Origin of the sequence: Microcoleus sp. A003_D6, assembly GCF_036702825.1 — a bacterium.
Taxonomy (GTDB): domain Bacteria; phylum Cyanobacteriota; class Cyanobacteriia; order Cyanobacteriales; family Microcoleaceae; genus Microcoleus.
In genome coordinates, this window is sequence record NZ_JAUBWA010000001.1 from 86827 (window position 1) to 111013 (window position 24187).

Here is a 24187-nt window from a genome sequence, read left to right on the forward strand (position 1 = left end):
CGCACTGAACTTATTGCCTCGAAGCTACACCCAAGTGTTGAAACAGGATACTCGGCAAATAGGCTGCACCGCCTACCCATTCGGCTTCGCTGCTCAAATCTGCCAAATTTTTAAACGCTTCAAAAATGCTGCCTGCCACCATTGTATTCTTGACGCGGCCGACAATTTTGCCTTTTTCTACTTTATAGCCTAAGTCCAAATTGACAGAAAATTCTCCAGCTAACTGATTGGACTGACCGGCACCTAAAACCTGCTCTACCATGAGCCCTTCGTCCATGCTAGCAATCAAGTCTTGAGTGGCGGTATTTCCTGGGGAAATGCAAAAGTTAGTCAAATCAGGGCCTGGGCGAGACAATCCGCCGCGAAAACCGTTGCCGGTCGATCGTACACCTGCGCGGGCGGCCCACCTGCGATCCCAATAAAATCCGGTGACAGTACCTTTGTCTATCAAGACTTTGCGGGTGGTGGGCGTACCTTCGTCGTCAAAGGGACAAGTAGAAGGGCCTAAAGTGGGGTCTTCAAAAAAGGTAAAGCGTTCGTCAAATAAGGTTTCGCCGATTTTGTCGGCTAGGGGAGAGGCTTTTTGAACTACTGCTTGACCTGAAAGGATGGTATCAAACAGGCTGCCGAGGGTGCTAGCGGCGGCTCTGGGGGTAAATAATACTGGGTAGGAACCGCTGGTGATGGTGGCTGAATGTTCGGCGAGGCGGTATTTTTCAAGGAGTGATTCGAGGATGCTGTTGGTATCGAGGGGCCGATCGCGCGCGACATCGTAACTGTATGCTTGCATAAAGTCTTCTCCTTTGACCAAATTGCCTGCGATCGAGCCGCTGACTATTTGGCTGCTTCTTTCGGCATATACGTCTTGCGTCGTGGCAATTTTCACGCGGCCGCTGCGGACGTGAAAGCCTACATCTACCATAATATCGGGATTGTAGACGTGAACTTGCTCGATGAGGTTTTTGCCGTTTTCGACTAATTCTTGAGTTGTGGGCGGAGTGTAGGTGGTTTCCGGGCCTTTTAGGTGGAAGTTGGAGGCGAGTTCAAATTCTGCGGGGTCGCCGATTTCGGCTGTTTGAATCGCTGCATCTACTAAATCGTCTATCCGCGTTAAATCAGTGGAACTGGCAAAACCGATTTTGCCTTTGTAAATCAGCCGGAGTGCTACGCCTTGCAGTGCTTTTGTTTGGAGAGATTTGAGGCGATTGTTTTCAAATTCGATCGGCGTGTCTTGGCTCGACAGGTAGTATACTTCAGCGGCATCCGCGCGTTGAGATGCCAATTTCAAAATCTGCTCTATGGTAGAATCGCTCACAATAATAATAGCCTTTGAGGTTGGTCTTTTTTTTATTTTAGCTTTGTTAGCTGGCAGGCTGACGATTTTAAATTTTATAATGACTGATTCTGTAGACTTATTGCATAAATTTTAGATTAAATATATCAACCGCAGATGTCAGGCAGATTAACGCAGATTAACGCAGATAATTTCAAGATAATTTGTGAATAAATGCAATCTTGTCTCTTCTTGCTTCTATCCAATTTCACCATCCGTTAAATCCGTTAAATCCCGTACATTGCTCGTTGCCTAACTTCCTTCTCTGGCGATGATAAATACAAAAATATTTCACCCATCGGTTACATTCGTGGAGCGAATCCGTTGCCGAAGTTCCTTCTACTTAACTCAACCAAGCTAAGCCGGCTAAGGTAAAAAATATCGCCATTAATGAAACCCAGATAAATTGATTATCTTTGGTATTAACCTGACTCAAATCTACAGGCTCTGGTACGGCTGGCTTGGGTGTAGCGTACTTGATATCAGCGTTCGGATTGGCTTGAAAACTGATTGATTGATTTTCATCTAAAGCTGCCAAATCGGGAATTTTTACTGTCCATTCGTCAGGGATGCTGAGCTTGGGCGCTTCAAGAATGAACAGCAAGCGCTTTGCTTGTTGGCGGGTTTCTTGGCGGGGATGGCGGGTGAGTTTGCGGCAAAGCTCGATCGCCCTTTCTGTATTGCCAGAGGCTTCGTAGGCTGTCACTAGCCACATCTGCACCTCGCCGCCCAACCGGGAATTTCGATCGACTAAACCGCTGGCTGTTTCTAAACTCTGGACGGCTTGAGCGTACCGGCCGCTCTCAAAAGCTACTTGCCCAGCTTGGTACTCAGTTTGAACAATTTCTAACTTTTCTGAAGTCACCAGCGCCCACCAAATTCACAAATATTAGTTCCCAAATTCCCCCAACGCTAGAACTCGCTGTTGTTTTGCGACATACCCGACTCGTTGTCGCGTTTGGAACCCAGCAAGTCTAACTGGTCTACTCTAATTACTGGCATTGAGCGATTAGCTCCTGTACTGCGGTCTTGCCAGCGATCGAACTTCAAAGAGCCTGTCACCCCAATTTGAGCGCCTTTGCGAACGTAATCAGCAGCGATTTGCGCTGTTTTGCCCCAGATTTCTAGAGTAAACCAGTCTGGTTCGTCGGTCTTGGTCGATCGTCTTCTCACTGCCAGCGTCAACTTGCACTTAACTGTACCCGACTCAAAATACTTCACGTCCGGGTCGCCGCCGACGCGGCCTACTAAAGTCACAACATTAAGACTCATAAACTTTTTCGGGAATGTGGTCGATCGGTGGTGTAGTTAACCTCTTAGATCCGCGCCATTGCATCCAAACTGAACTTGCAACGACACCGATCGGGGCTTCATCCTGATTTTACACCCACTTACCAGAACATATTGATCGTGGATGATTGGCGAGTTTCCGCTCAACCTGTGCTCGACAATGTACATTTCTGACTAGACTCAGGATGAAAAACGTAATAGAATCCACCTCGGTTACACTTTTGTAACAACATTATTGCACACAATAGTATTTTAGTTTTGGGGGGGGGTACAAATCAGTGGGTCTTCTCAATCGATTTTCTAGAGATATGGGTATCGACCTCGGTACTGCTAACACGCTCGTTTATGTATCTGGCAAAGGTATTGTTCTGCAAGAACCTTCTGTAGTGGCGATCGACCAAGACTTAAAAATACCGCTGGCTGTTGGAGAAGAAGCCAAAAAAATGCTCGGGCGCACGCCTGGGAACGTCATAGCACTGCGCCCGCTTCGCGACGGGGTAATCGCCGACTTCGATACGGCCGAACTGATGCTAAAGACTTTTATCCGCAGAGTTCACGAAGGCCGAACCTTAGTTTCGCCGCGGATCATTATTGGCATCCCCAGCGGTGTCACCGGAGTGGAGAGGCGTGCTGTCATTGAGGCGGCTACTCAGGCCGGTGCTAGAGAAGTGCGGTTAATTGATGAACCCATCGCTGCGGCGATCGGAGCTGGACTGCCTGTTGCTGAGGCGACGGGCAATATGATTATAGATATCGGCGGGGGCACGACCGAAGTTGCGGTTTTGAGTTTGCAAGGTACGGTGATCAGCGAATCTGTGCGGGTAGCCGGCGACGAACTCAACGAGGCGATCGTCCAATACATGAAAAAAGTTCACAATTTGGTAATCGGCGAACGCACTGCTGAAGAAATTAAGATTCAGGTGGGTTCTGCATATCCAACGACCGAGGATGACGACGTGATGATGGAAGTGCGGGGCTTGCACTTGCTCTCCGGTCTGCCGCGAACTGTTACGATCAAAGGCCCAGAAATTCGCGAAAGTATGTCGGAACCGCTTTCAGTAATTGTGGAAGCTGTCAAGCGTACTTTGGAACGCACCCCCCCGGAATTAGCAGCAGATATTATTGACAGGGGAATTATGCTGGCCGGCGGCGGGGCGCTGATGAAAGGTTTAGATACTCTGATCAGTCACGAAACAGGAATTGTCACTCACGTGGCAGCCGATCCGCTTTGCTGCGTGGTTTTGGGAACTGGTAGAGTATTGGAAAACAAACAGTTGGAACGGGTTTTCAGCGGGCAGTCGTCGCGCAATATGTAGTTAACAAATTTGGGATTTTGGATTTAGAAATAGGGCTGCCATCTAAAATCTAAAATCCTGACATAACAATTTTAGATTACTGAAACTATGCTAAAAAACACACTCCGCAGGTGGTGGGATCTGCGACTGCAAATTGCCCTTTTAGGTTTAGCTGTAACTGCCGCTTGGGGAGTTCGACAAACACAAGGTGCTGCACTGTTTGAAGTTTACAATTTTGTGACTCGTCCGTTTCAAGCCAACGGCTCGGGGCAAGAGCAGCTCATCTCGGCGCGCACTCAAGAATTGCAAGCGCAGCTATTAGAATTAGAAACTCAAAATCTGAAGCTAAAAGAGCTTTTAGGTTACGTTTCGGCTCAGAAACCTAAAGGGATTGTAGCTCCTGTTGTTGGTCGCAGCGCCGACCACTGGTGGCAGCAAGTAACTTTGGGGCGCGGCAGTAACGATGGCATCAAAACAGATTTTACTGTGATGGGCCCCGGCGGTTTGGTAGGTCGGGTTGTCAGCGTTACTCCTAATACTAGCTTGGTGCTGTTAGTCAGCGACCCTACGAGTCAATTGGGTGTGGGAATTACCCGCACTCGCCACATGGGTTTTATGCGCGGGAAAGCCAAAAATCAGGCTGTGATGGAGTTTTTTGATAATGTTCCCAATGTAAAGCCTGGGGATGTGGTTTCAACTTCTTCTTTCAGTCAGTTGTTCCCTCCTGGTTTGCCGGTGGGAAAAGTGGTTTCGGTGGATCTGAATAAAACTCCGGCTCCAGAAGCTGTTGTTGAGTTTTCTGCACCGATGAATTCTCTGGAGTGGGCGGTGGTTTACCCTCACTCTAAGCAAGCCGAACAAAAGGCTTCGCAGGATCGATCTTCTGCACCATCTGGGGGAGCAAAGCAGCAATGAAGGCTTTATCTCGGATGTCTTCGCGATCGCGCCCATTTCTCAATTTCGCAGTTACATTTGTTTCTGTGATGCTGTGCATACTGATATTGCCCACTCGGATGCCGGGAACGGAATTGCTGGGAATTAGCCCGAACTGGCTGTTAATTTGGTTGGTAGCTTGGAGTATTAAGCGGAAACGTACAGTTTGGGGAGCTGCTAGCATGGGCCTGGTTTTGGGGTTTCTTCAAGATGCGATGACGGCTCCTCATCCCACCCACGCTGTGAGTCTAGTTATTGTCGGAGTCTTAACTGTTCTGTTGCTGAAAACCTGGTCGATTCCGGTAGATATTGTTGAGAGAGATCCGATTCCGATCGCGTTAATTGTGTTTGGGATGGCGGTGGTAGCGGAAACGGTGATGGGGATTCAATTTTTGGCTGTGGGCGATCGGGCTTTACTGGAAATTTGGAGCGATCACCAGCGAGTGGCTTTGTGTTCTGCTATTCTCAGCAGTCTTTGGGCTCCGGTGATTTATTTTCCCCTGAATCGCTTGTGGGAAATGACGAGGAATTTAGAAAAATCTTAGTAAGTCATTAGTCAGCAGTCATTAGTCAACTGTTAACAGTCATTGGTCAACTGTTAACAGTCACAAGTAATAGTTAACAGTTGTCAGTCCACTATTACTTGTGACGCCGAACCTAATAAGTGATGAACGGCAATAATCAAGTCGCTGAGAATGAAATTAGGCTGGTGCTTTTGCAGTTGAGAGCGGCTGCGAATGCCACAGGTAACGGCTATTGTGGGTATTCCCAATGCTTGTCCTGCGAGGATATCTGCTTCGGTATCTCCGATCATCCAAGCCGAACCTAGGGATGACTCAAATTCTTCTGCAACTTCAGCCAATAATTCGGTTTTTAAGGCTGTATAGTTGTGATAAGCCGCATCCGGCATCTGAGTTCCGCGAATGCAGGTAAACAGTCTGGCTAAACCGTAATTTTGCAACAGTTGAACGGCTTGATTTCTCGGCCGCAGGGTGACTAAAATCAGTCGGACGCCCCGAGAGTGCAGAAGTCCGATCGCCCATTGCACTCCCGGCTGGAGGCGATCTAAGTGCAACAAGTCTGGCTTATTGACAATCTGACTCACGCATCCGAGAAAAACGTGAATTTCTTCTCCCCACAAGCCGGAAATTTTAGCTATTTCAGCATCGGGCACTCGGTTTTGTTTCATTTGCCAAAACTGCTGTTTGCTGAGGATTTGGAGGTTGAGGTTGATTCCCCTAGCCAGATAAGCTGCTTGAGTGTCGGCCAATCCCTGTTGATAGGTGGCGTAGTAGCGATCGGACACATCGACGATCGGCCCGTCTAAATCGCAAAATACCGTCATCCGGGGGGACGAGTCAGCCTCTGATGCTAGCTTGTACTGAAGGTTTTCGGAGTCGGGGGCGACAACAGTTAACATAAAACGTTAAGTAAATCAAAGGAGCTATACATTTCTTGACTTTAGCAAAAAATGTATAAGTTATAATACATAATTTTTAATTATTTTATTAAAAAAACCTATGAAAATTTAGAGGATTGGGCTCAATAAGGGCGATCGAGCCTGCGCGTCGATAAAATTCAGGGAAAAAGTGATTTTTGTGGCTGTTAATATGTGCTTTAGCCATTAAAGTTTAGAATTAAGTTTTTAGTCGTTTGTAATTTACCCATGCTCAAACAAAGCGATTTTGTTAGGAATTCGGACACTAATCGAGTAGAAGTGCTGTCCGAAGCACTGCCTTACATTCAACACTTTACCGGTCGTACCATTGTGGTCAAATATGGCGGTGCGGCGATGAAAGATAGCACTCTCAAAGACAAGGTGGTTCGGGATATTGTGCTGCTAGCTTGCGTGGGTATGCGTCCGGTTGTGGTTCACGGCGGCGGCCCGGAAATTAATATTTGGCTGGAAAAATTGGGAATTGAGCCGCAATTCAAGGATGGTTTGAGAGTGACTGATGCGGCAACGATGGAAGTTGTAGAAATGGTTTTGGTGGGGAAAGTAAATAAGGAAATTGTTTCGTTAATCAACCAAGCTGGCGGCAAAGCAGTGGGATTGTGCGGCAAGGATGCCAATCTGATTCAAGCTCGTCCGGACGGCCGCGAGGGAATTGGGTTTGTTGGTGAAGTCAGCGGCGTGAAAATCCAGATTTTGGAGTCTTTGGTGAACAGCGGTTATATTCCGGTGGTGTCGAGCGTGGCGGCGGATGAACACGGTCAATCTTACAACATTAATGCTGACACGGTGGCTGGGGAAATTGCGGCTGGTTTGGGAGCGGAAAAGTTGATTTTGATGACTGATACTGCGGGAATTTTGGAGGATTATCACAAGCCAGAGAGTCTGATAGCTAAGTTAGATATTCAGGAAGCGAGACAGTTGGTTGAGTCGGGAGTTGTGTCTGGGGGAATGATTCCGAAGGTTAATTGTTGTGTGCGGAGTTTGGCTCAGGGTGTGAATGGTGCTCACATTATTGACGGTCGAATTCCTCATGCTTTGCTGCAAGAAATATTTACGGATGCGGGGATTGGGTCGATGATTGTTGCTTCTGAGTTTAGCAGCCCGAAGTTAAGGAATAAGTAAGGGGTAAATTGGAGCTTGGGGCGGGTAAGTCAAAGGGTAAATCCTTACTTTACCCGTCCATAGAATCGCTTTCTAGTTTGCCAGCAGGACTTGTGGAAACTATTGTTGAAGTGTATGATACGGGAAAGCAATGTCAGTATTTAATGGAGTTTGCTGATAGTCAAGGGATTGAATATGCTATGGCTATTTTGAAAGCAGATGAAATTTTACTTTTGCAATACGATCTCGCAGTTGCTTAGTAATGTGAGGAGAATAGAAGTTACATAAAGGCGAGATCACTTTTGGAAGAAAGGGAGCTCGTTCGCGTGAGATTTGGGATGGGAGATGGGCGATCGCACTTTTGGAATAAAAAGCCGATTCACGCTCGGGATATCCACCATTCACGCACTTTGTCAACCCTGTATCGATGATTTATTTGCTACACTTAAGAAATCATCCTAGTTTGTAAGCCTGATGAATACCATCACGATCGCCATTTCAGATGAGCGCCTGCTGAAATTACAACAACTCGCTGCACAGATGAATGTATCGATCGAAGAATTAGTCTTGATGAGCATTGAAAGCTCGATCGCACAACGAGAAGTTTCCTCCCCAAATACCGCTCAAGATATCCTCAAGGAAAATGCGGAAATCTCGACAGAGGTAGTTGACAAATTTTATGCTCTTGCTACGGAATGGCAGAGTGAAGTTGCGGGGATGTCTTCGACGGCTCAAATGTCTCTGCATCCTGCATATCAGGAAATTATTAGTATGGGCACTAAAATCGTGCCGCTGTTGCTATCGGAATTGAAAAAAAATCCCCTTTATTGGTTAGCAGCGTTGAGTGCAATTACGGGTGAAAATCCGGTTAAACCAGAACAAAAGGGAAGGGTAAAACAGATGGCATCAGCTTGGATTGAGTGGGGTAGAAATCAAGGCTACTCGATTGAAGAGAATGTATAGAAGACCTGAACTTGAAATTAAATGGCAAAATTTGTCTGGCACTGATTATCAAGTTACTAGCCGAAAGTCACAGGAATATAACTGCTTTGCGTGGGCTGCTGGAGAAGACGATCGCTGGTGGCAACCCATACCGGGAAAGCAATTTTATTGGCCCGAAGGCGTGCCGCAAGAGGAGACTTTAGAAGCCTATATTCAGGCTTATCAAACGCTGGGATATGAAATTTGTAATGACGATACATTAGAAGCTGGATATCAGAAAATAGCAATATATGTTGACTCTAGCGGTATCCCAACTCATGCAGCCCGACAATTACCTAATGGTAAGTGGACAAGTAAACTTGGCTGGTTAGAAGATATTGAACACGAACTGGATGGATTGACAGGCGACAGGTACGGAGTTGTCGGTCAAATTCTTAAACGTGCCATAAATTAGGGAAGGGCGATCGCGCTTTGGGACTGAAAGGGATCTCGCTCGCGTGAGATTTAGGATGGGATAGGGGCGATCGCGACTAAGCCGATCGCTTTTTCAGCAAGCTTTGAGCCTAAGTTATAATAAAGATCGCTTTATAAGGAGCAATTAGATGAATATTGTCCTCAAACCAGAATACGAAGAGTTTATTCAAGCGCAAATGCAAAGTGGGAAATATGGCAGTGTTGAAGAAATCATTGGAGAAGCGATCGCGCTTTTGAGAGAACGAAAACGACACATCGAAGAACTGCGTGAGAAAATAGCAGTGGGAAGTGCACAAATTGCTAAGGGACAAGTGACTGATGGGGAACTTGTTTTTGCCAGACTGCAAGAAAAGATCGATCGCATAGAACAGTCAGAGGTATGAACAGTTACACATTTTCTGATGAAGCTGTGCGAGACTTGAATGAGATTTGTGACTACATTGCTCGAAATAGTTCTAAGGCTGCCAGCGAGCTTTTTGATGCCATCCGTCAAAAATGTAAACTTGTGGCAGAATTTCCCAATATGGGGAAACGCTATGAGATATTTTCCCCCAATTTACGGGGATTTATTGTTAGGGATTACTTGATTTTTTACTACCCCAGATCGGACGGGATTGATATTGCTCGCGTGGTGCGTGGCGATCGAGATTTGGTATTATTGTTTTCAGAGTTAGGGGAAGATTAATCGGTGTTGGATGGATCTGAATGGCGATCGCACTTTCGGAACAAAAGGGCGATCGCCCTTTGGGATTCGGGATGGGAAAGGCGATCGCCCTTTTAGTTATTTGGGGGAAAAGGCGATCGCTATCAATTTTTACTCTCGAATGCGAATTCTGTAAACTTCTACCAGTAGTAATTTACCTCGATAATGCTCCTCACTATCGTGCAATGATAAGTATTCTGTTAGCCTTGCCATCAATTGAGGAATAATTTCCGGGTGATTTTTCAGTTGAATAGAAATGATTCCCTGATATGAACTTGGCGGATAAGTCACAATATCTGCGAAATCTCCATTGAGAGAAACAAGTATTGCATTTAATTCCTGAGCTTTGGCAATGACAATAGTATCGGGAGATTCAATTGGGATGTAATCTCCCAATACAAAAACTTCATGCTGGGTATCACGAAGAATTTGAATAATAGACTTAGGAACGCATTGATCGATGAACAATCTTAAACTCATTAGGCAACTGTTTCAAAATCAGACAAATCGCGAGCATAATCAAGACAAGCAGCTATCTGTTCTTTGGCGATATCTGGAAACTCGTCCATGATTTGTTCGACAGTGTTATTTGATGCTAAATATCCTAAAATCAGACCAACGGGAATTCTAGTTCCTTTGATTCTTGGTTTACCTCGCAGTACATCGGGGGTACTAACGATATGTTCTCTCCAGTTTACAGGCATAACTTGTCCTTTCTGAATCTGATAAGTTATATTTTAACTTAGGGAATGGCGATCGCCCTTTGGGATTCGACATGGAAAGGCGATCGAACTTTTTGGTTGTTTGGGGGAAAAGGGCGATCGCTTGGATAAAAGGGGCTATTGAGAGGAAGTAATCATCAAGCAACTTATTTCGGCGTTGCTGATTTAGGGTATGAAGGGCTAAATATGCAAGTCAGAGAAACCAGTATCCACAAAAGTTCGGGATTTTCAAGTTATTTTTTTCATACCCTGATTAAGCAACGCCGATTTTAATATTCAACTTACATTTCCGTCAACTTCAGAAACTCCGAAAAAAGAAGATTTGGATAAAAATGGTTAGATGGGCGATTTATGATAAAATATCAGAAATGCACCCACGCTAGCCTCAGAAACCCGGTTTCTTCCTAGATTTATCGTTAGTAATCGCAAAAATTCATAGAAACCGGGTTTCTCGCCCGCGATGCCTTGTTATAAAATATCACAAATAAAACTGTCTCACCCGCTCCGATTTTACCTGCAAAAATCAAAATAGTCAAATCTATGTCTAGATTAAATGTACGGTCAAAAAATCAAGCTCTTGGCTTTGTCATTGGTTTATTAATTTTTGTCATTTTCATTCCCGGATGCTGGGCTTTAACAACTAAGATTGCTCCCACAGCAGCACGGCAAGTAGATAACAAAGTAGCTGTGCGTGCAGATGTACAAAATACATCAAATTCTCGCTCTTCTTTAGGAGTTGGGCTTCACGGTATTGCTGACTACTCCACACAATTACCCTTTTTAGATACTTTCAAATCTTCTAGACAATGGATAACTCAATGCGTCAGCGGACAACCAAACTGTAAAGGTGAATGGGATACAGAAGAATATAATCTTTTAAATCTTGATGAAAATGGGTGGGTGAAGTCTCTCCCATCTCCCGAAGATGCTCCTAAATATACTAGAGTAAGTACCCTATTACTTAGGGAAATCCCCAATCGCTATCCTTCAGGGCAATATATTGTTAGTTATGAGGGTGAAGGTGCGATCGAATATACCTATGATGCCAAAAAAGATGAGGCTGCGTCGAAACCCGGGAGGGATATCATTAATGTGGATGCCACACAAGGCGGAGGCATCATGATTATAATTACTGCTACCGATCCCAAGAAAACAGGGAACTATATCCGGAATATTAAAGTTGTTCGCTCCCAAGATGAACAGCTTGAGCGAAGCGGTGAAATATTTAACCCGCTGTTTATAGAAAAGATTAAAAAATTTAGAGTCTTGCGTTTTATGGACTGGATGGGGACAAATGGTTCGGAACAAAAAGACTGGTCAAACCGACCTAAACCAGAGAGCGTATCCTATGCTTACAGAGGAAATGTTCCCATAGAAGTTATGGTGAATTTAGCTAACAAAGTCCAAGCAGAACCCTGGCTTAATATGCCGCATCAGGCTACGGATGAATATATGACTAACTTTGCTAAAATGGTAAAAGATAGTTTAGATCCAAAGTTGAAAGTTTATGTAGAGTATTCTAATGAGGTGTGGAATTGGTCATTTCCACAATCGCATTATGCTTTGGAACAAGGTAAAGCGAAGTGGGGAGATAAAGGCGATGCTTTTATGCAATGGTACGGAATGCGTACTGCTCAAATGTGCGATATCTGGAAAGGCGTCTTTGGGGATCAAAAGAATCGAGTTGTCTGCGTGTTAGGAACTCAAAGAGCTTGGAGAGAGTTAGGAGATTATGCTTTAGATTGTCCCTATTGGGTAGCTGAGGGCAATAAACCTTGTTATCAACATGGCATTGATGCCTATGCTATAGCGGGATATTTTAGCGGCAACTTGGGCGGGAAAGAAGGTGTCAGCACAGTAGAATCTTGGTTAAATGACGCCGATGGCGGGTTTGGCAAAGCTTTTAAGCAATTAAAAGAGGGCGGGTTACTTCCTGGTTTAAAAGATAGTTTGCCAGATGTTGATAGTGACTTTAAGTATTTCTTAGATGTGGCTCAAAAAAAAGGTATCAAGTTATTTGTTTACGAGGGCGGTCAACATATTGTAGGTACGGGCGGAGTGGAGAATAACGAAAAACTGACTGAGTTTTTTATGGAATTAAATAGGCGTCCAGAAATGTATGATATGTACACCCAATTACTCAATAGTTGGAAACAAGCTGGAGGCAGTCTTTTCATGCACTTTGTGGACGTGGGTGGATTTGGTAAGTGGGGAAGTTGGGGGGCTTTGGAGTATGTTGAGCAAAAGGGTTCGCCTAAGTATGATGCTTTGATGGATTTTATTGATAAGAATCCTTGCTGGTGGGATGGCTGTGCTGTTGAGGGAAGTTGATCGCAATTGGTAGGGTGCGTCAGTGGGGAAAACGTACATTTTTCGTACTAACCTGAAGACTGACGCACCTACAGGCTGATACTGTGCCGTGGAGGGAAGTTGAGGAATTGTGTAGGGTGCGTCACGAAAGGAAAACACGCATTATTTGTACTAATGCCAATTTGCAAGAGTCTTGCTACAAAACAAATGTTATGTTCAATAGTCCGGACAGTTTTCAATCACTAACGGCAGAATGCTGGTTTCAGCCTTCTCAGTGAGGTCAAATGCTAACGGTAGAATGAGGGTTTCAGCCTCGGTCTCAAAAACTGTCCGGAGTATTGATGTTTTTTTATTCAAATATTGTCGATTGGTGCGTCGCTATGAGATTTGCTATCTTTTTTTGGGGATGGTTGATGGCGACACACCCTACAAATACTACTGGCTGTGGAGGGATGATGAGGAATTGGGTGCAATCAAGAATCGTTCGATCGCACTTGCTCAAATTCTTCAGCATCCCCCGCCAAACCAGAACCCTGGCTATTCCTTAACTGCGGCGATTCGCCATTACTCGCAGCCGCACCGTAACCCCCAGAATACCTGTCCTCCAAACCCGAATCCCTCAGCGAAATCGCACTTCTGTGACTCGGCGACAATCGATCGGTCGATCGGCGATTTGTCCCCGACACGGGCGGCTTCCGAGTTAAAGTTTTCCAAGCAGCCATAACCCCAGTCACCACGCTGCGAGTAGTTACCTGCACGTTTTGCGCCTGCTTTTTAGCGCTACCAATACTTCGATCGACCTGTTTGACAACCTCGCCCGCACTTTGTACACCCTCGCTGACATCATCCGTCAACTCGCTAATTTCCAGCCCAGTCAACCGAATCGCCTCCAAAGTGGGCGGAAATTCGCGAGAAAGTGTGTCAGCGAGCTTTTCCACGCTGCGCGCAGCCCGCGTCAATGCTTGCACCGCAGGTATTAAAGTCACTAAAACAGCAGTCAGGCTAACCGCCACTAGCAAAATCGAAAGTCCTAGCCAGAATATAGGGTCACTCACTGGAATTTGGGATTTAGGGTTGGGAATTTCACGTCATTTAGCGGATGGGCGCAGCGGCGGACTCACTTCGGCTTCAGTTTCCGACAGCGTTTGGCGTTCCCGCTGAGTCGCTTCCAAACCTGCCGCGATCGCCTCTTTGAGTCTAATCAAAGTTTCGTCCCAATTTCGGATGGCAGTTTCAGAAAGTCGATCGGCCTGCAACTGCACGCTAGTCGATAAATCTTCCGCCAACTCCGGCAAAGCATCGGCCGATTTTTTCAATATCTGCCGCGTCTCCTTGCCCGGTCGCGGTGCCATCAGCAACCCAGTCACGGCCCCGATCGCAGAACCCACAAGCAAACCGCCAATAAATAATCCTGAACGTTTAGTTGACATTTTTATAACTTCTCTCCATACACCAATTTTAGGCACGTTTGCCCGATCGCAGCCCTTTACAAAGGTAGAAATATTCTCGATAATTCTGGATTTCTACCAGAGGCGGCGATTTGCTGCTGCCATCAGTCCGCAGGTAGAGAGGGCAAAATTTGCAGCAGTTTTAGGATAGCTTACCTCAAAGGTCGATCGCGCCTGGGCCAAAGCATCCGTCCCAAACCCAGCAATCCCAAAAGTTGCTGAACCTGTTGCAGTTGCAATTCCATTTGTTGATAGCGCCGTCGCAGTTGGCGGGCACCTTGCTGCCTGTTACCAAGGAAATCCGGCGACATACTGAGGACATTGCTGCTAAAGCGTTCGATTACTGCGAGCCGAATTTCCAAACGTGCGATCGTCCGCCTGATTTTCCACACCTTCGCAGCGATATAAAAACAGACAAGAGATATTAGTAGATTGATAATTACCACACCAGCCAGCATTTCTCACCTATTTTCAACTAATAACATATTCCGCGTTTTGTAGAAGACCGGGCGGTTGAAACCGTACGTCCGATCTTCAGTCCGCGGAGGCGGACATCGTTCGTGTAGACGCGGTTTCAACCGTACGTCCGATCTTCAGTCCGCGGAGGCGGACATCGTTTGTGTAGACGCGGTTTCAACCGCCGTCTTAGTGTCCGGCAAACAAACCTTAGTACCGCCCAAACCGCAATAACCGTTCGGGTTTTTAGCAAGATACTGCTGGTGATAGCTTTCTGCGTAATAAAACTCAGCAGCCTCAATAATTTCAGTGGTAATCTTGCCGTAACCGGCCGCCGTCAAAGCCTGCTGGTAAGCATCGCGCGAAGCTTCAGCTTGCTGCATTTGGGTAGCTGAATACGTGTAAATTCCCGATCGGTACTGAGTACCAGAATCATTGCCCTGACGCATTCCTTGAGTAGGATTGTGACTTTCCCAAAAAACTTTGAGCAGCGTTTCGTAACTAATTACTTTCGGATCGAATACAACCAGAACTACTTCATTATGTCCCGTCATCCCGCTGCAAACTTCGTTGTAAGTAGGATTCGGAGTAATCCCGGCCGCGTAGCCAACAGCAGTCGAAAAAACTCCATTTTGCTGCCAAAATTTGCGTTCTGCTCCCCAAAAACAGCCCAGGCCAAACACGGCAGTCTCCATACCGTTTGGAAAGGGAGGTTTGAGCGGATTGCCGTTAACAAAGTGACTTGCCGGTACCGACATCGACTCTGCGCGTCCCGGTAATGCCTCTTGGGGAGAGGGCAGGCTCGACTTTTTGCCAAATCCAAATAGCACCATAAGTTTGTGAGGGGATCTCTGATAAACGTCTTTACCTTACTTAATAATATCAGATATACACTAAAAATAGTCGCCCTCTTGAAGGTAGAAAGTAAAAGCCAGAAGGTCGATTCTTTTTGCGGAGGCTTTTTGGTGATACTGCTCACTGCCAACGCAGTTTTCAATCACATTAGACCGCTGCTCGCTGTCACCAAACCATACCTAAAATATCACCTATTGTTCAGGTATAAATCACGCAGATTTTAGGCAAAACATCCGATGATTAAACGTATGGTGTTGTAGTAGTTATTCAATACCAGGTTTTGGGAGTATGTACAAATGGCAGCTAAACCTTGCAGTGAACCCTTAAAATCCAATCCGTTTATTACTTACCGCGACCCGATTACAGGGAAATGGATTGTTGTGAATCAGAATTTGCCGAAAGCAGCGGAATACCCACAGCTAGCAGCAGCTTGATTTCTACTCTTAACTTTACCTGAAAAATCAACTATCATTTCTGATTGCGTCAGGGCCGGTTTTACCAAGCATCTATGCCTAAAACAAACAATCTCGTAAACCCGCCCCGCTCAACGGTCAACTAGAATCTACATTTTTTTTATTAGATCAAAGAAAGGGTTGATGTAGATTATTAGTTGTAAGGGGCGGGTTTAGGTAGATTGTTTGCGGTTATTAAATATTTTGGGTAAAACCCACCCCTACGGTATTTATGGTTATTTAATCGGAGTTGAGTTCATCTCTTTTTGCAGTTCCAAATACCGATAGAGATATTCCGAAATTATCCCGTGCAAAAACAAGTCGCGTGCCGCATTAAACGGACTGTTGGGCGCTAGCGGGTGGCGGTTGACAATTACATGATTCCAGTCGCAATTTCCGGTAATCTCGCTGACGTACACTCCGAAGTTTTCATCTAACTGAAGCGACATCACTGCTCGCGCAAATTCGTCGCTAGTCAAACACAAAGAATAAAAGACTTTAAACAATTCGATCGCCGATTCCAAATCCAAAATTCTCAACCATCTGCGTTTTTCAAAATCTATTGCAACTTCTACTGGTTGAATGCTATCATAATTTATTCCCCGTTTTTTGACTGCCTGCAACCAGTTAGGATTTGTCAGCATTGCCTGGTTGTAATCCCAGACAAAATTATAGAGAATTAAGTCGTGTTCGAGAAACGCATTGTCAGCTAAATCGCTAACTGTTCGCGGATAAAGCTTTGACTTTTCAATCTGGGTGTCGGGGCCGTTGTCAATCAAGAAGTTGATAATGTTGGAGCCGGCGCAGATGTGTCGCACAATTAAATAACAAGCTTCTGGCGAGACAAAGTTATTTAGGAAAAATGCAGCCGATTTGTGCATTAAAGTGTAAGCGCGAAATTGAAATGGCAACAGGCGCTTTGCGGTCATAATTACCGCCAGCAACAAGTTAGCAATTATTTTGATCGGGATGAGCAAATAACTGCGAGTCCAGTTTTGTAAATCCCGGATCATGTAGGCTTTTGCCACTAAATCGACGGGAATAGATCGATCGCAAAACAGCACATCCCAAACATTCGGATCTCGGCGGTTGTAGGGTTTCGTAGCGTAAGGGATTTTTCGCTCATCAGGGAGATTTTCGGTATCTTGTTTTTGCAGCTTTTGCATTAGCGGATTTCCTCCAATTGCAGCAAATATAAACGAGCAGTAACGCTGGCAGTTTTGACAATGCGGCGGGCGATATCATCCGTCATCCATTCGGCATTAATTAAATTTTCTAATTTTGCTAAATGCGACTCGTCATTAACTCCATGATAAGCTAAAAACGATACTTGTTCGTCTTGCAAACCGAGAGTTTCTTGAATTTGTTTTGCCCACTTTCCCGCCAACTGATTTCCCAATCCTTCGATAATAAACATACTGCCAATTAAATCGACCGGATTTTCCCGCGATGCTTGGTGGAAGATAAAAGCTGATAGTGCTTCGCTGCCAATATTCTTATCATATTCCACAATTTTTGCCAATTCACCGCCCACCGAAACATAATTTTGTTCTAGCATTTGATAGTCGCGGTGTTCGTCTTGGGCGTGGCCGATAAAAGTCGATCGCAGGCGAAAGTCACTCATGTTAGAAGCAGCGCGAGCAATCCAGCGAGCTCCCTCGACAACTTGCGGGCGCAGATTGCAAAGTAAAGCTTGATAGTCTTCTATTGTAAACTCTCCTCGGTACAATTTGCGGACAATGGGCACGGAACGAATTTCGCGATCGAACTTCAGCCAAATCCCTGCTAACTCCCGCAACAAATAAGCTTGCGGAGAGTTAGAGTTTTCCGGTTTAACGCTTTCGAGAGGCGAAGCTTCGGGAACCTCAAGAAAATTAGAAATTTGAGAAATCATAGGCTTCTCGGTATTTTCCACAGCAGTTAACATCATGTATGCCGTTGTAAAGCGGCCGCTTTCCGGCACGAAACAAAAGATTTTCTGTCCGGGCTGCAACTTGCCAGAATTGAACAATTCCTCTAACATTAAATAAATCGAAGCGCAGCCTGTATTTCCCCGACTGTACAAGTTAGTAAACCATTTTTCTTCAGGTATCATGCAGCCTGCTTGTTCCAGAAGTTCCACAATTTGTCCCCGGAAAAAGTGAGAGGAATAGTGGCACAGCAGCCAGTCAATTTCTTGTGGGAAAACTCTCCCGGTTTTAATCAACCGCAGCCAACCTTCAACGCCTAATTTCATTACATTGTCCAGCAAGCGAATATTTTGCCGCAAGTCAAAAGCTCCCGCTGTGGCTGCATCGAGGTAGGAGGAATAATCCAACCAGCTTTTAGTTGATGTTTCGTTTGCTAATCCTGAATACATACAAACAGGATAGGCGTTGGCGTGGGAAACGAGTTCAATCCATTCTATTTTTAAACTAATTCCCGTGGAGTTGGGATGGTTTTGCAGCAAAAAGGCTCCGGCACCGTCTGATAGCATCCAGCGCAAAAATTCTGTATCGAAAGGCAGGGGTTTTCCCGCTTGCACGGAAGTTTCTGCTTCAAATTTGGTGTTTTTGAACAGGCGCGAGGGAAATTCGGAAGCGACGGCAATTGCTGTTTGTTTTTTGCCGAGTTCGAGTTGAGAGGCGGCGTAATTTAAAGCAGAAACTCCGGCACAGCAAACTCCTTGAGTTGACACTATTTCTAGGGGAGATAATTCGGAAAGTTCCCCGTGTACTGTGCTGGCAAATCCCGGTACTAATAAGTCTGGTAAAGTAGTGGCGCAGGCCAATAAGTCGATCGCCCCTGGTTCCAAATTTGCCTGGGCGATCGCGTCGCGGACGGCAAACGCTGCCATTTGGCTGTTAGAATATATTGTTTGCTGCTGTTTGTCGATCGCGTAATAGCGCTGTTGAATGCCGTTGCTGTTGAGAATTCGCTGCCTGACTCTCGAAGGACGCGAGGCAATTTTGCCGAGATATTCTTCCATCTCATCATTATTAATCGGTTCTCCCGGCAAAAATTTGCCAATCCGATTGATATAAGCACTGTACATGGCGTAAACCTCTAAAGTTGCTAATTTACTCTGGTTCGTTAGTTTGTTAAATCAAGCCAGAAAATATCTAAAATTGATTGTGCTTTGGGAAGCAGCGAACTTGCAAGGAGAAACCAGCTATCTTGTAAAGCTTCTCGAAATCACAGAAATCGAGCAACAGCGAGCACAAGTAACCTGAAGCAGGGTGAAGTTTTTTCGGAAAGTGAGCCAATATGTAAGTAGAGTTCCTTCACTGCTTGGCAACTACAATGGATTTTGAAGAAATAAATGTTTGGTATTCTCAATCTCAACGCCGCACCGCTGTCTCGCTGTTGATGAAACGAGTCGGCGTAACTCGCACTAGGGCTGAATGCTTGATCAGGCTGTGGATTTACTTATTGGTGAAACAGCTTCAGGAAAATCAGCCGCGAATCAAACCGCCGCTGGCGAAACTGGAATTGCCAGCAACAGAAGTGCAGTGTACTCACCGGGAAGCAGCAGAACTATTTTACTGCGATTCCGATCGCGGGAGCGATCGGGCTGCGGGAATGATGTTAGATAAATTAGCAGCCCTGGGGTTAATTAAAAAACACTTTGACGGTAACACTACTGAAATAGAAATTCAACCCATTTCAGAGATTTTAAATATTTCCGAACCTCAAAAGCCTGTACAACTTCAATTAGATGATTTCAACCCTAGGTGCGATGCGATTCCTGTGGCTAATTTATTAGCAACTAATTACAACTGGATGAACCGCAGCACTAACGCCGTCCCCTACAAAATTGTGAAAATCCTGCGGCTTTTGGCCAGTCAATACTCAAAGGGAATGCGAGTTTTGCGCCGCTCAGATAATCTCAATCCAGTCGGGTTTTACTTACTTTATCCCACCGCTACCGAATCTGAAGTTAATTTTTTTAACGATCCTAGCAAAAGCCTTCATTTAAGTTCTATTTCCGATATCGATCCTTTCAATATGGCGCTACCAGGAGATCCAAATTGCCAGTCAGTATTTGTCCGCAGTTGGATGATCGATCCGCACTATTTGTCAGAATACCGGATTACTTTTCTGGAAGACTCACAAAAAATTTTAGCTCAAATGCAAACAGATTTTCCGAATCTTTGCGACTTGTATACACTGATGATTCACCCCATGTACGAAAAACAGGCCCTGGCTTTCGGATTCCACAAGACTAGCAGTGACAGTCAGTTATCTGTTTACTGGATGTATCTCGCATTAGATCGATTTTTAGCATTAAATATCAAAGAAGCCTTGCTCAAACTGTAAGTAGAAAGAAGAAGGAAGTTCGGCAACGAATTCGCTCCACGGATGTAACGGATGTAACGAATGTAAAGGATAGAAGGAAGAAGGAAGAAGTCGATAAAAAATAGAACGCCCAGAACCCCGACTTCGCCGAAGTTGTCGGGGTTCTAACAGCATTCGCGTTTTACTTTATTTTTTAGTCCCCTTTTGCTGGGACGAAAGTTTGTCTAGGATCGATTTCAATCGCCGAGTAATATCAAATCCGATAGCATCGTCGGGCGTCAAATCCAATCAACATTCTACCACGAACAGTGCAACCGAAATTTATCTAATTCATCTGCGTTAATCTGTGTTAATCTGCCTCTATCTGCGGTTAAAAAAAGAAAATTTCGGAACCGCAGATGACAAGGGATTGACGCGGATTCACGCAGATGAAGATCGGAGAGATAGGAATAATTCCGATGCTAACAGATTTGATATAACTACAAACTTGTTTATAAAACTTCCCGTCCCAAATAGCGTTGCAGCACTTCCGGCACTTTTACAGTTCCGTCTGGCTGCTGGTAATTCTCCAAAATTGCAGCCATTGTCCGGCCCACGGCTAAACCAGAACCGTTAAGCGCGTGCACAAATTGAGTGCCTTTTTTCCCCGCTTCTTTAAAGCGAATATTCGCCCGCCGCGCCTGAAAATCTGCGACGTTGGAACAACTGGAAATCTCGCGGTATTTGCCCGCAGATGGCAGCCACACCTCTAAATCGTAGGTTTTTGCGGCCGCGAAACCTAAGTCGCCGGTACACAGCGCGATCGCCCGATAAGGCAATTTCAGCGCCTGCAAAACTCCCTCGGCATCCTGCACAAGCTTTTCGTGTTCTGCCTCGGAGGTACTCGGATGCACGAGTTTCACCAATTCAACTTTATTAAATTGGTGCAGTCGAATTAATCCCCTCGTATCTTTGCCGTAACTTCCGGCTTCTCGCCGAAAACAAGGAGTGTAAGAACAGTGATAAATTGGCAACTGTTCTGCTGTCAATATTTCTCCTCGATAAAGATTGACAACCGGAACTTCGGAAGTAGGAATCAGCCACAAATCGTCTTGGTCGCACTTGAAACTTTCTTCGGCAAATTTGGGTAATTGACCCGTAGCAGTGAGGGATTCGGTGTTAACTAAAAATGGGGGAATTACTTCTACATAACCGGCTTTTGTGTGGCGGTCGAGCATGAATTGAATAATCGCTCTTTCCAGGGCTGCCCCGGCGCCAATTAAGCTCACAAAACGGGGCTGAGCGACTTTTACGGCTCGTTCAAAGTTGATAATTCCTAATTTTTCGCCGATTTCCCAGTGCGGTAAAATACCGGAATTTTGGGGAATGTATTCGTCTCCCCAGCGCCGGATTTCGACGTTTTCATTTTCATTTTTGCCGATCGGCGTTGACTTGTCGGGCAAGTTCGGCAGCGGCAATAATAAGGCTTCTATTTGAGCTTTTAGGTCTTTTTCTTCTGCTTGTAATTCGTTCGACTGCGTGCCGACTGCGTTGCCTTCTGCTTGCAAAGTCTGAACTTCGGGAGATTCGAGGGGTAAACCCGATTTTCTTTTTTGACCGATGAGTTTGGCTATTTCGTTGCTGCGGGCTTGCAGTTGCGATCGCTTCCCTTCCAACTCGCGCTGCTGTTTGTCTAACTGCACGATCGGCTCGATTTCATAGTTGCCTCCGCGCAGGTTGAGGCTTTCCTGCACGGCTTGCGGGTTTTCTCGGATTAGTTTGAGGTCTAGCACAGATTTATTCTAAATCTTATATGTTAGATCGGTTGGGACAGAACGAGATGATACAGAAGCTTTGTCAATGATTAGCGCATTCAATCATAACTTATTCTGATCTAAAATAACCGTTGGGTATTACCCCTGAAGGGTGACACCCCACAAATGTCTGCTATACTTGCAAATATTAGTAGATGCACCCTGATAATTTTCTACCCCAGCCAGCAATGGCCGGGTTTTTTTTTGTGGCATGGAATTTAAGTCCTGGACGCACTAAGCTGTGTTGCATCTAGATTGCCTATGGTATTAGAAAGGGAGAGGGGGAGAAGGGGAGAGGGGGAGAGGATTTGACGATTGTTCGATCGGGACTCGAAATATACAATTTAAATGCACAACAGCTTATCAGTCTAAAAAACCCGGTTTCTCGCGATTGTCGTCTCAAATCCGGCAATTACGTTAAGAAACCGGGTTTTTGCGTCCCGGACTAGGTGAGTAAGTCCTAAAATATCTTTCCGGTTAAAAGTTAAAGCCAGTGCGAACCAACCAAACCCATTGAGTGTCGTTGCGGCTGTCATTCTCAGGATTAACCACGACCCAAACACCAGGGGTGATCGAAATGTTGTCGTTGACCTGAAAGCGATAGAACGCTTCAATATGATAGGAAGTATCTCGCTCGCGGCGCACATTACTGCTCGTCACGCGACCTGGTAAACCCACCAAAATCCCGGGTAGATTGCCTTCACCTCCCACATCTGGGAAACTTATCCCGATCGCCCCATACACAATATCGGCGCGATCGTCACCGTCAACATTTAGCAAAACCACACCACCTCTACCATCAGAAACGCTGCTAACACCGGAATTTTCTGCATTGGCGCGAGTATAAACGCCCCAACCGTGAACTTGGAAGCGGGGAGCAAGGCGGTAGAATCCTTGTACGCCTACAGAATCGCTGGATGTAGCAATATTGTCCCCAAACGGTCGCGCAGCCAAAAAACTGCCCGTACCGCCTGTGAGATCGGCTTTACCGCTTGGTGCAAAGGTACGAGAATAGGCTACGCCAATGGCTCCGCGATCGGCCCGGTAGGCAAGCTGAACCAGAGCATTGTACGAACCGTTGAATAAACCGTTACTTTGCTGCGAGAGATTGGGATTGCCGGCGACATAGCCCACAGTCAGGGTGAGGTTTTTGACGATCGTCCAGTTGACAGCCGCACCGCCACCTCCCCGGCGGTAGAGGGGATTGTATTGTCCGAACTTCGAGGGAATTCCCTCACTATCGCTGGCGATCGTTGGAGGAGTCAGCAAATCCGTAATATCGGGATACCCGACACCTGTCGGGCCGACGGTCAGCGCCAGATTAGAAGTCAGCGGGGTCACATACAATACGTGAGGGACGGTGATTGTGTTATCGACATTGCCATCAAAGTTCAAGGCCGTCATATTTGTACCCGTATTGTCGGCAATCCTGCCCAAGTTGCCGAATTCCAAACGGGTTCTCAGCATATCGCGACCGGTGAAGCTGGTTTCAAAATTTAATCGCCCCCGGTTGGCAATAATAGTGTTGGTGCGATCGCGCGAATCCCCCACACTGTTACCGGAGGTATCTGTTACCACCACGATAATTTCCGCATTCAGCTTCGTCGTAGTCGAGAACTGATGCGCTTCTAGTTGTGCTGTGCGTGCATCTAGGGCATCGACTCGACCCCGCAACACCGATAATTCAGTTGCAAATTCTGCTTGCAGTTTTTGGACGATCGCTAAATCTTCCCCAGTAATCTGGTTGGTTGTTCCTGTGGCAATTATTTCGCTGATGCGATCGAGACAGCTATTCAATCCTGCCGCAAATTCGTACCGCGTCAGCGCGCGGTTTCCTCTATAAGTGCCGTCGGGATAACCGGCAATGCAGCCGTAGCGTTCTACTAAAGATTGCAGCGCCTGAAACGCCCAGTCAGTCGGTTTTACATCCGAGAGTTGAGAGACAGAATTCACCTGCGCGAAGGGGTCTTCTGCCAAGGTATTTAACGGTTCAGGAGCAACTAATCTATCAATTGGTGCAGCAAAACTTGGGAATGATGTTAGTAAAAATACAGCAGGTGTTCCCAGGATAAAAGCAGTAATCAGGTGATAAAAATGCTGGATGTGCATAGGAAAAAGCTCCGCATAAAAACCGCTCTTGCATCATTCTCAAGAACGGGCAAGATGCCCGTTCCACAATAAAATTCACTCTTTGTGGAACGAGCATCTTGCCCGTTCCTAAACAAGCATCTTGCCCCTTCCACAATAAAATTCACTCTTTGTGGAACGGGCATCTTGCCCGTTCCTAAACAAGCATCTTGCCCCTTCCACAATAAAATTCACTCTTTGTGGAACGGGCATCTTGCC

27 protein-coding genes are annotated in these 24187 nt (G+C 45.8%); 13 read left to right on the forward strand and 14 right to left on the reverse strand.

Annotated features, from left to right (window positions below; all coding sequences use genetic code 11):
• Positions 1-10 precede the first annotated feature (10 nt).
• From QUB70_RS00385 to QUB70_RS00395, 3 genes are all read right to left on the reverse strand, one after another.
• A complete protein-coding gene (locus QUB70_RS00385) occupies positions 11-1315 on the reverse strand; it encodes a TldD/PmbA family protein (RefSeq protein WP_332977750.1) in 1305 nt (434 codons plus the stop codon).
• 361 nt (positions 1316-1676) lie between these two features.
• Positions 1677-2198, reverse strand: a complete 522-nt coding sequence (locus tag QUB70_RS00390; RefSeq protein WP_332977751.1) for a tetratricopeptide repeat protein — start codon at positions 2196-2198, stop codon at positions 1677-1679.
• Positions 2199-2245: 47 nt separating this feature from the next.
• Positions 2246-2605, reverse strand: coding sequence for a single-stranded DNA-binding protein (locus QUB70_RS00395; RefSeq protein WP_332977752.1), 360 nt, complete (start codon positions 2603-2605; stop codon positions 2246-2248).
• 296 nt (positions 2606-2901) lie between these two features.
• On the opposite strand from QUB70_RS00395, the gene QUB70_RS00400 reads away from it, so the two are divergent.
• The 3 genes from QUB70_RS00400 to mreD all read left to right on the forward strand — a co-directional run bounded on the left by QUB70_RS00400 (position 2902) and on the right by mreD (position 5396).
• Positions 2902-3939, forward strand: a complete 1038-nt coding sequence (locus tag QUB70_RS00400) for a rod shape-determining protein (protein WP_332977753.1) — start codon at positions 2902-2904, stop codon at positions 3937-3939.
• An 87-nt stretch (positions 3940-4026) separates the two neighbouring features.
• Positions 4027-4833 (forward strand): rod shape-determining protein MreC, encoded by an 807-nt coding sequence (gene mreC, locus QUB70_RS00405; protein ID WP_332977754.1) that lies wholly within the window; start codon positions 4027-4029, stop codon positions 4831-4833.
• Complete coding sequence (gene mreD, locus QUB70_RS00410; RefSeq protein ID WP_332977755.1) at positions 4830-5396, forward strand: rod shape-determining protein MreD; 567 nt, start codon at positions 4830-4832, stop codon at positions 5394-5396. The genes mreC and mreD overlap by 4 nt, the downstream gene beginning before the upstream one ends.
• 83 nt (positions 5397-5479) lie before the next feature.
• Here the strand turns inward: mreD and QUB70_RS00415 are convergent, their stop codons facing one another.
• Positions 5480-6271 carry an HAD family hydrolase gene (locus QUB70_RS00415; RefSeq protein WP_332977756.1) on the reverse strand — a complete coding sequence of 264 codons (792 nt, stop codon included), beginning with the start codon at positions 6269-6271 and terminating at the stop codon, positions 5480-5482.
• A gap of 246 nt (positions 6272-6517) precedes the next feature.
• Here QUB70_RS00415 and argB point away from each other — a divergent pair, with 246 nt between their 5' ends.
• The 7 genes from argB to QUB70_RS00450 all read left to right on the forward strand — a co-directional run bounded on the left by argB (position 6518) and on the right by QUB70_RS00450 (position 9663).
• Positions 6518-7429 (forward strand): acetylglutamate kinase, encoded by a 912-nt coding sequence (argB, locus tag QUB70_RS00420; RefSeq protein WP_332977757.1) that lies wholly within the window; start codon positions 6518-6520, stop codon positions 7427-7429.
• Positions 7430-7506: 77 nt separating this feature from the next.
• A complete protein-coding gene (locus QUB70_RS00425) occupies positions 7507-7668 on the forward strand; it encodes a hypothetical protein (RefSeq protein WP_442927668.1) in 162 nt (53 codons plus the stop codon).
• Between the two features lie 214 nt (positions 7669-7882).
• On the forward strand, positions 7883-8371 hold the full coding sequence (locus QUB70_RS00430; protein ID WP_332977759.1) for a hypothetical protein: 489 nt from the start codon (positions 7883-7885) through the stop codon (positions 8369-8371).
• Entirely contained in the window at positions 8364-8804 is a 441-nt protein-coding gene (locus tag QUB70_RS00435) for a DUF7689 domain-containing protein (protein WP_332977760.1), read from the forward strand. The genes QUB70_RS00430 and QUB70_RS00435 overlap by 8 nt, the downstream gene beginning before the upstream one ends.
• A gap of 148 nt (positions 8805-8952) precedes the next feature.
• The gene (locus QUB70_RS00440; RefSeq protein ID WP_332977761.1) at positions 8953-9207 is read left to right on the forward strand and encodes a type II toxin-antitoxin system ParD family antitoxin; all 255 of its coding nucleotides are present in this window, start codon (positions 8953-8955) and stop codon (positions 9205-9207) included.
• Positions 9204-9509: a type II toxin-antitoxin system RelE/ParE family toxin gene (locus QUB70_RS00445; protein WP_332977762.1), complete on the forward strand. Its 306-nt coding sequence runs from the start codon at positions 9204-9206 to the stop codon at positions 9507-9509. The genes QUB70_RS00440 and QUB70_RS00445 overlap by 4 nt, the downstream gene beginning before the upstream one ends.
• A gap of 10 nt (positions 9510-9519) precedes the next feature.
• The gene (locus QUB70_RS00450) at positions 9520-9663 is read left to right on the forward strand and encodes a hypothetical protein (protein ID WP_332977763.1); all 144 of its coding nucleotides are present in this window, start codon (positions 9520-9522) and stop codon (positions 9661-9663) included.
• On the opposite strand, the gene QUB70_RS00455 is transcribed toward QUB70_RS00450, so the two are convergent.
• Together QUB70_RS00455 and QUB70_RS00460 are read right to left on the reverse strand one after the other, a co-directional pair.
• Entirely contained in the window at positions 9639-10007 is a 369-nt protein-coding gene (locus QUB70_RS00455; protein ID WP_332977764.1) for a DUF5615 family PIN-like protein, read from the reverse strand. The genes QUB70_RS00450 and QUB70_RS00455 overlap by 25 nt on opposite strands.
• The gene (locus QUB70_RS00460; protein ID WP_332977765.1) at positions 10007-10231 is read right to left on the reverse strand and encodes a DUF433 domain-containing protein; all 225 of its coding nucleotides are present in this window, start codon (positions 10229-10231) and stop codon (positions 10007-10009) included. The genes QUB70_RS00455 and QUB70_RS00460 overlap by 1 nt, the downstream gene beginning before the upstream one ends.
• A gap of 558 nt (positions 10232-10789) precedes the next feature.
• On the opposite strand from QUB70_RS00460, the gene QUB70_RS00465 reads away from it, so the two are divergent.
• Positions 10790-12580: a cellulose-binding protein gene (locus tag QUB70_RS00465; RefSeq protein WP_332977766.1), complete on the forward strand. Its 1791-nt coding sequence runs from the start codon at positions 10790-10792 to the stop codon at positions 12578-12580.
• Between the two features lie 452 nt (positions 12581-13032).
• Here the strand turns inward: QUB70_RS00465 and QUB70_RS00470 are convergent, their stop codons facing one another.
• From QUB70_RS00470 to msrA, 4 genes are all read right to left on the reverse strand, one after another.
• A complete protein-coding gene (locus tag QUB70_RS00470; RefSeq protein WP_332977767.1) occupies positions 13033-13614 on the reverse strand; it encodes a DUF948 domain-containing protein in 582 nt (193 codons plus the stop codon).
• Between the two features lie 33 nt (positions 13615-13647).
• On the reverse strand, positions 13648-13989 hold the full coding sequence (locus QUB70_RS00475) for a YtxH domain-containing protein (RefSeq protein ID WP_332977768.1): 342 nt from the start codon (positions 13987-13989) through the stop codon (positions 13648-13650).
• Positions 13990-14159: 170 nt separating this feature from the next.
• Complete coding sequence (locus tag QUB70_RS00480) at positions 14160-14465, reverse strand: hypothetical protein (protein WP_332977769.1); 306 nt, start codon at positions 14463-14465, stop codon at positions 14160-14162.
• Between the two features lie 135 nt (positions 14466-14600).
• A complete protein-coding gene (gene msrA / locus QUB70_RS00485; RefSeq protein WP_332977770.1) occupies positions 14601-15296 on the reverse strand; it encodes a peptide-methionine (S)-S-oxide reductase MsrA in 696 nt (231 codons plus the stop codon).
• Between the two features lie 318 nt (positions 15297-15614).
• Between msrA and QUB70_RS00490 the strand changes: the two genes are divergently transcribed.
• Complete coding sequence (locus QUB70_RS00490; RefSeq protein ID WP_332977771.1) at positions 15615-15752, forward strand: hypothetical protein; 138 nt, start codon at positions 15615-15617, stop codon at positions 15750-15752.
• Between the two features lie 254 nt (positions 15753-16006).
• On the opposite strand, the gene QUB70_RS00495 is transcribed toward QUB70_RS00490, so the two are convergent.
• Both QUB70_RS00495 and QUB70_RS00500 read right to left on the reverse strand, forming a co-directional pair.
• Entirely contained in the window at positions 16007-16936 is a 930-nt protein-coding gene (locus QUB70_RS00495) for a DUF6999 family protein (protein ID WP_332977772.1), read from the reverse strand.
• Positions 16936-18804: a 3-oxoacyl-[acyl-carrier-protein] synthase III C-terminal domain-containing protein gene (locus QUB70_RS00500; RefSeq protein WP_332977773.1), complete on the reverse strand. Its 1869-nt coding sequence runs from the start codon at positions 18802-18804 to the stop codon at positions 16936-16938. Before QUB70_RS00500 ends, QUB70_RS00495 begins: the two co-directional genes overlap by 1 nt.
• Positions 18805-19052: 248 nt before the next feature.
• Here QUB70_RS00500 and QUB70_RS00505 point away from each other — a divergent pair, with 248 nt between their 5' ends.
• A complete protein-coding gene (locus QUB70_RS00505; RefSeq protein WP_332977774.1) occupies positions 19053-20069 on the forward strand; it encodes a hypothetical protein in 1017 nt (338 codons plus the stop codon).
• A 470-nt stretch (positions 20070-20539) separates the two neighbouring features.
• On the opposite strand, the gene serS is transcribed toward QUB70_RS00505, so the two are convergent.
• Positions 20540-21820 carry a serine--tRNA ligase gene (gene serS / locus QUB70_RS00510; protein ID WP_332977775.1) on the reverse strand — a complete coding sequence of 427 codons (1281 nt, stop codon included), beginning with the start codon at positions 21818-21820 and terminating at the stop codon, positions 20540-20542.
• A gap of 498 nt (positions 21821-22318) precedes the next feature.
• Entirely contained in the window at positions 22319-23950 is a 1632-nt protein-coding gene (locus QUB70_RS00515) for an iron uptake porin (protein ID WP_332977776.1), read from the reverse strand.
• Between the last annotated feature and the right edge of the window lie 237 nt (positions 23951-24187).

What these genes read in the sequence shown, in the direction of transcription:
- QUB70_RS00450 (WP_332977763.1), top strand. Translation starts at nt 9,520, where the DNA reads ATGGATCTGAATGGCGATCGCACTTTCGGAACAAAAGGGCGATCGCCC.
- mreC (WP_332977754.1), top strand. Translation starts at nt 4,027, where the DNA reads ATGCTAAAAAACACACTCCGCAGGTGGTGGGATCTGCGACTGCAAATT.
- QUB70_RS00415 (WP_332977756.1), bottom strand. Translation starts at nt 6,271, where the DNA reads ATGTTAACTGTTGTCGCCCCCGACTCCGAAAACCTTCAGTACAAGCTA.
- QUB70_RS00505 (WP_332977774.1), top strand. Translation starts at nt 19,053, where the DNA reads ATGGATTTTGAAGAAATAAATGTTTGGTATTCTCAATCTCAACGCCGC.
- QUB70_RS00460 (WP_332977765.1), bottom strand. Translation starts at nt 10,231, where the DNA reads ATGCCTGTAAACTGGAGAGAACATATCGTTAGTACCCCCGATGTACTG.
- QUB70_RS00455 (WP_332977764.1), bottom strand. Translation starts at nt 10,007, where the DNA reads ATGAGTTTAAGATTGTTCATCGATCAATGCGTTCCTAAGTCTATTATT.
- msrA (WP_332977770.1), bottom strand. Translation starts at nt 15,296, where the DNA reads ATGGTGCTATTTGGATTTGGCAAAAAGTCGAGCCTGCCCTCTCCCCAA.
- mreD (WP_332977755.1), top strand. Translation starts at nt 4,830, where the DNA reads ATGAAGGCTTTATCTCGGATGTCTTCGCGATCGCGCCCATTTCTCAAT.
- QUB70_RS00395 (WP_332977752.1), bottom strand. Translation starts at nt 2,605, where the DNA reads ATGAGTCTTAATGTTGTGACTTTAGTAGGCCGCGTCGGCGGCGACCCG.
- QUB70_RS00490 (WP_332977771.1), top strand. Translation starts at nt 15,615, where the DNA reads ATGGCAGCTAAACCTTGCAGTGAACCCTTAAAATCCAATCCGTTTATT.
- QUB70_RS00435 (WP_332977760.1), top strand. Translation starts at nt 8,364, where the DNA reads ATGTATAGAAGACCTGAACTTGAAATTAAATGGCAAAATTTGTCTGGC.
- QUB70_RS00475 (WP_332977768.1), bottom strand. Translation starts at nt 13,989, where the DNA reads ATGTCAACTAAACGTTCAGGATTATTTATTGGCGGTTTGCTTGTGGGT.
- QUB70_RS00465 (WP_332977766.1), top strand. Translation starts at nt 10,790, where the DNA reads ATGTCTAGATTAAATGTACGGTCAAAAAATCAAGCTCTTGGCTTTGTC.
- QUB70_RS00430 (WP_332977759.1), top strand. Translation starts at nt 7,883, where the DNA reads ATGAATACCATCACGATCGCCATTTCAGATGAGCGCCTGCTGAAATTA.
- QUB70_RS00445 (WP_332977762.1), top strand. Translation starts at nt 9,204, where the DNA reads ATGAACAGTTACACATTTTCTGATGAAGCTGTGCGAGACTTGAATGAG.
- QUB70_RS00495 (WP_332977772.1), bottom strand. Translation starts at nt 16,936, where the DNA reads ATGCAAAAGCTGCAAAAACAAGATACCGAAAATCTCCCTGATGAGCGA.
- argB (WP_332977757.1), top strand. Translation starts at nt 6,518, where the DNA reads ATGCTCAAACAAAGCGATTTTGTTAGGAATTCGGACACTAATCGAGTA.
- QUB70_RS00515 (WP_332977776.1), bottom strand. Translation starts at nt 23,950, where the DNA reads ATGCACATCCAGCATTTTTATCACCTGATTACTGCTTTTATCCTGGGA.
- QUB70_RS00440 (WP_332977761.1), top strand. Translation starts at nt 8,953, where the DNA reads ATGAATATTGTCCTCAAACCAGAATACGAAGAGTTTATTCAAGCGCAA.
- QUB70_RS00480 (WP_332977769.1), bottom strand. Translation starts at nt 14,465, where the DNA reads ATGCTGGCTGGTGTGGTAATTATCAATCTACTAATATCTCTTGTCTGT.
- QUB70_RS00500 (WP_332977773.1), bottom strand. Translation starts at nt 18,804, where the DNA reads ATGTACAGTGCTTATATCAATCGGATTGGCAAATTTTTGCCGGGAGAA.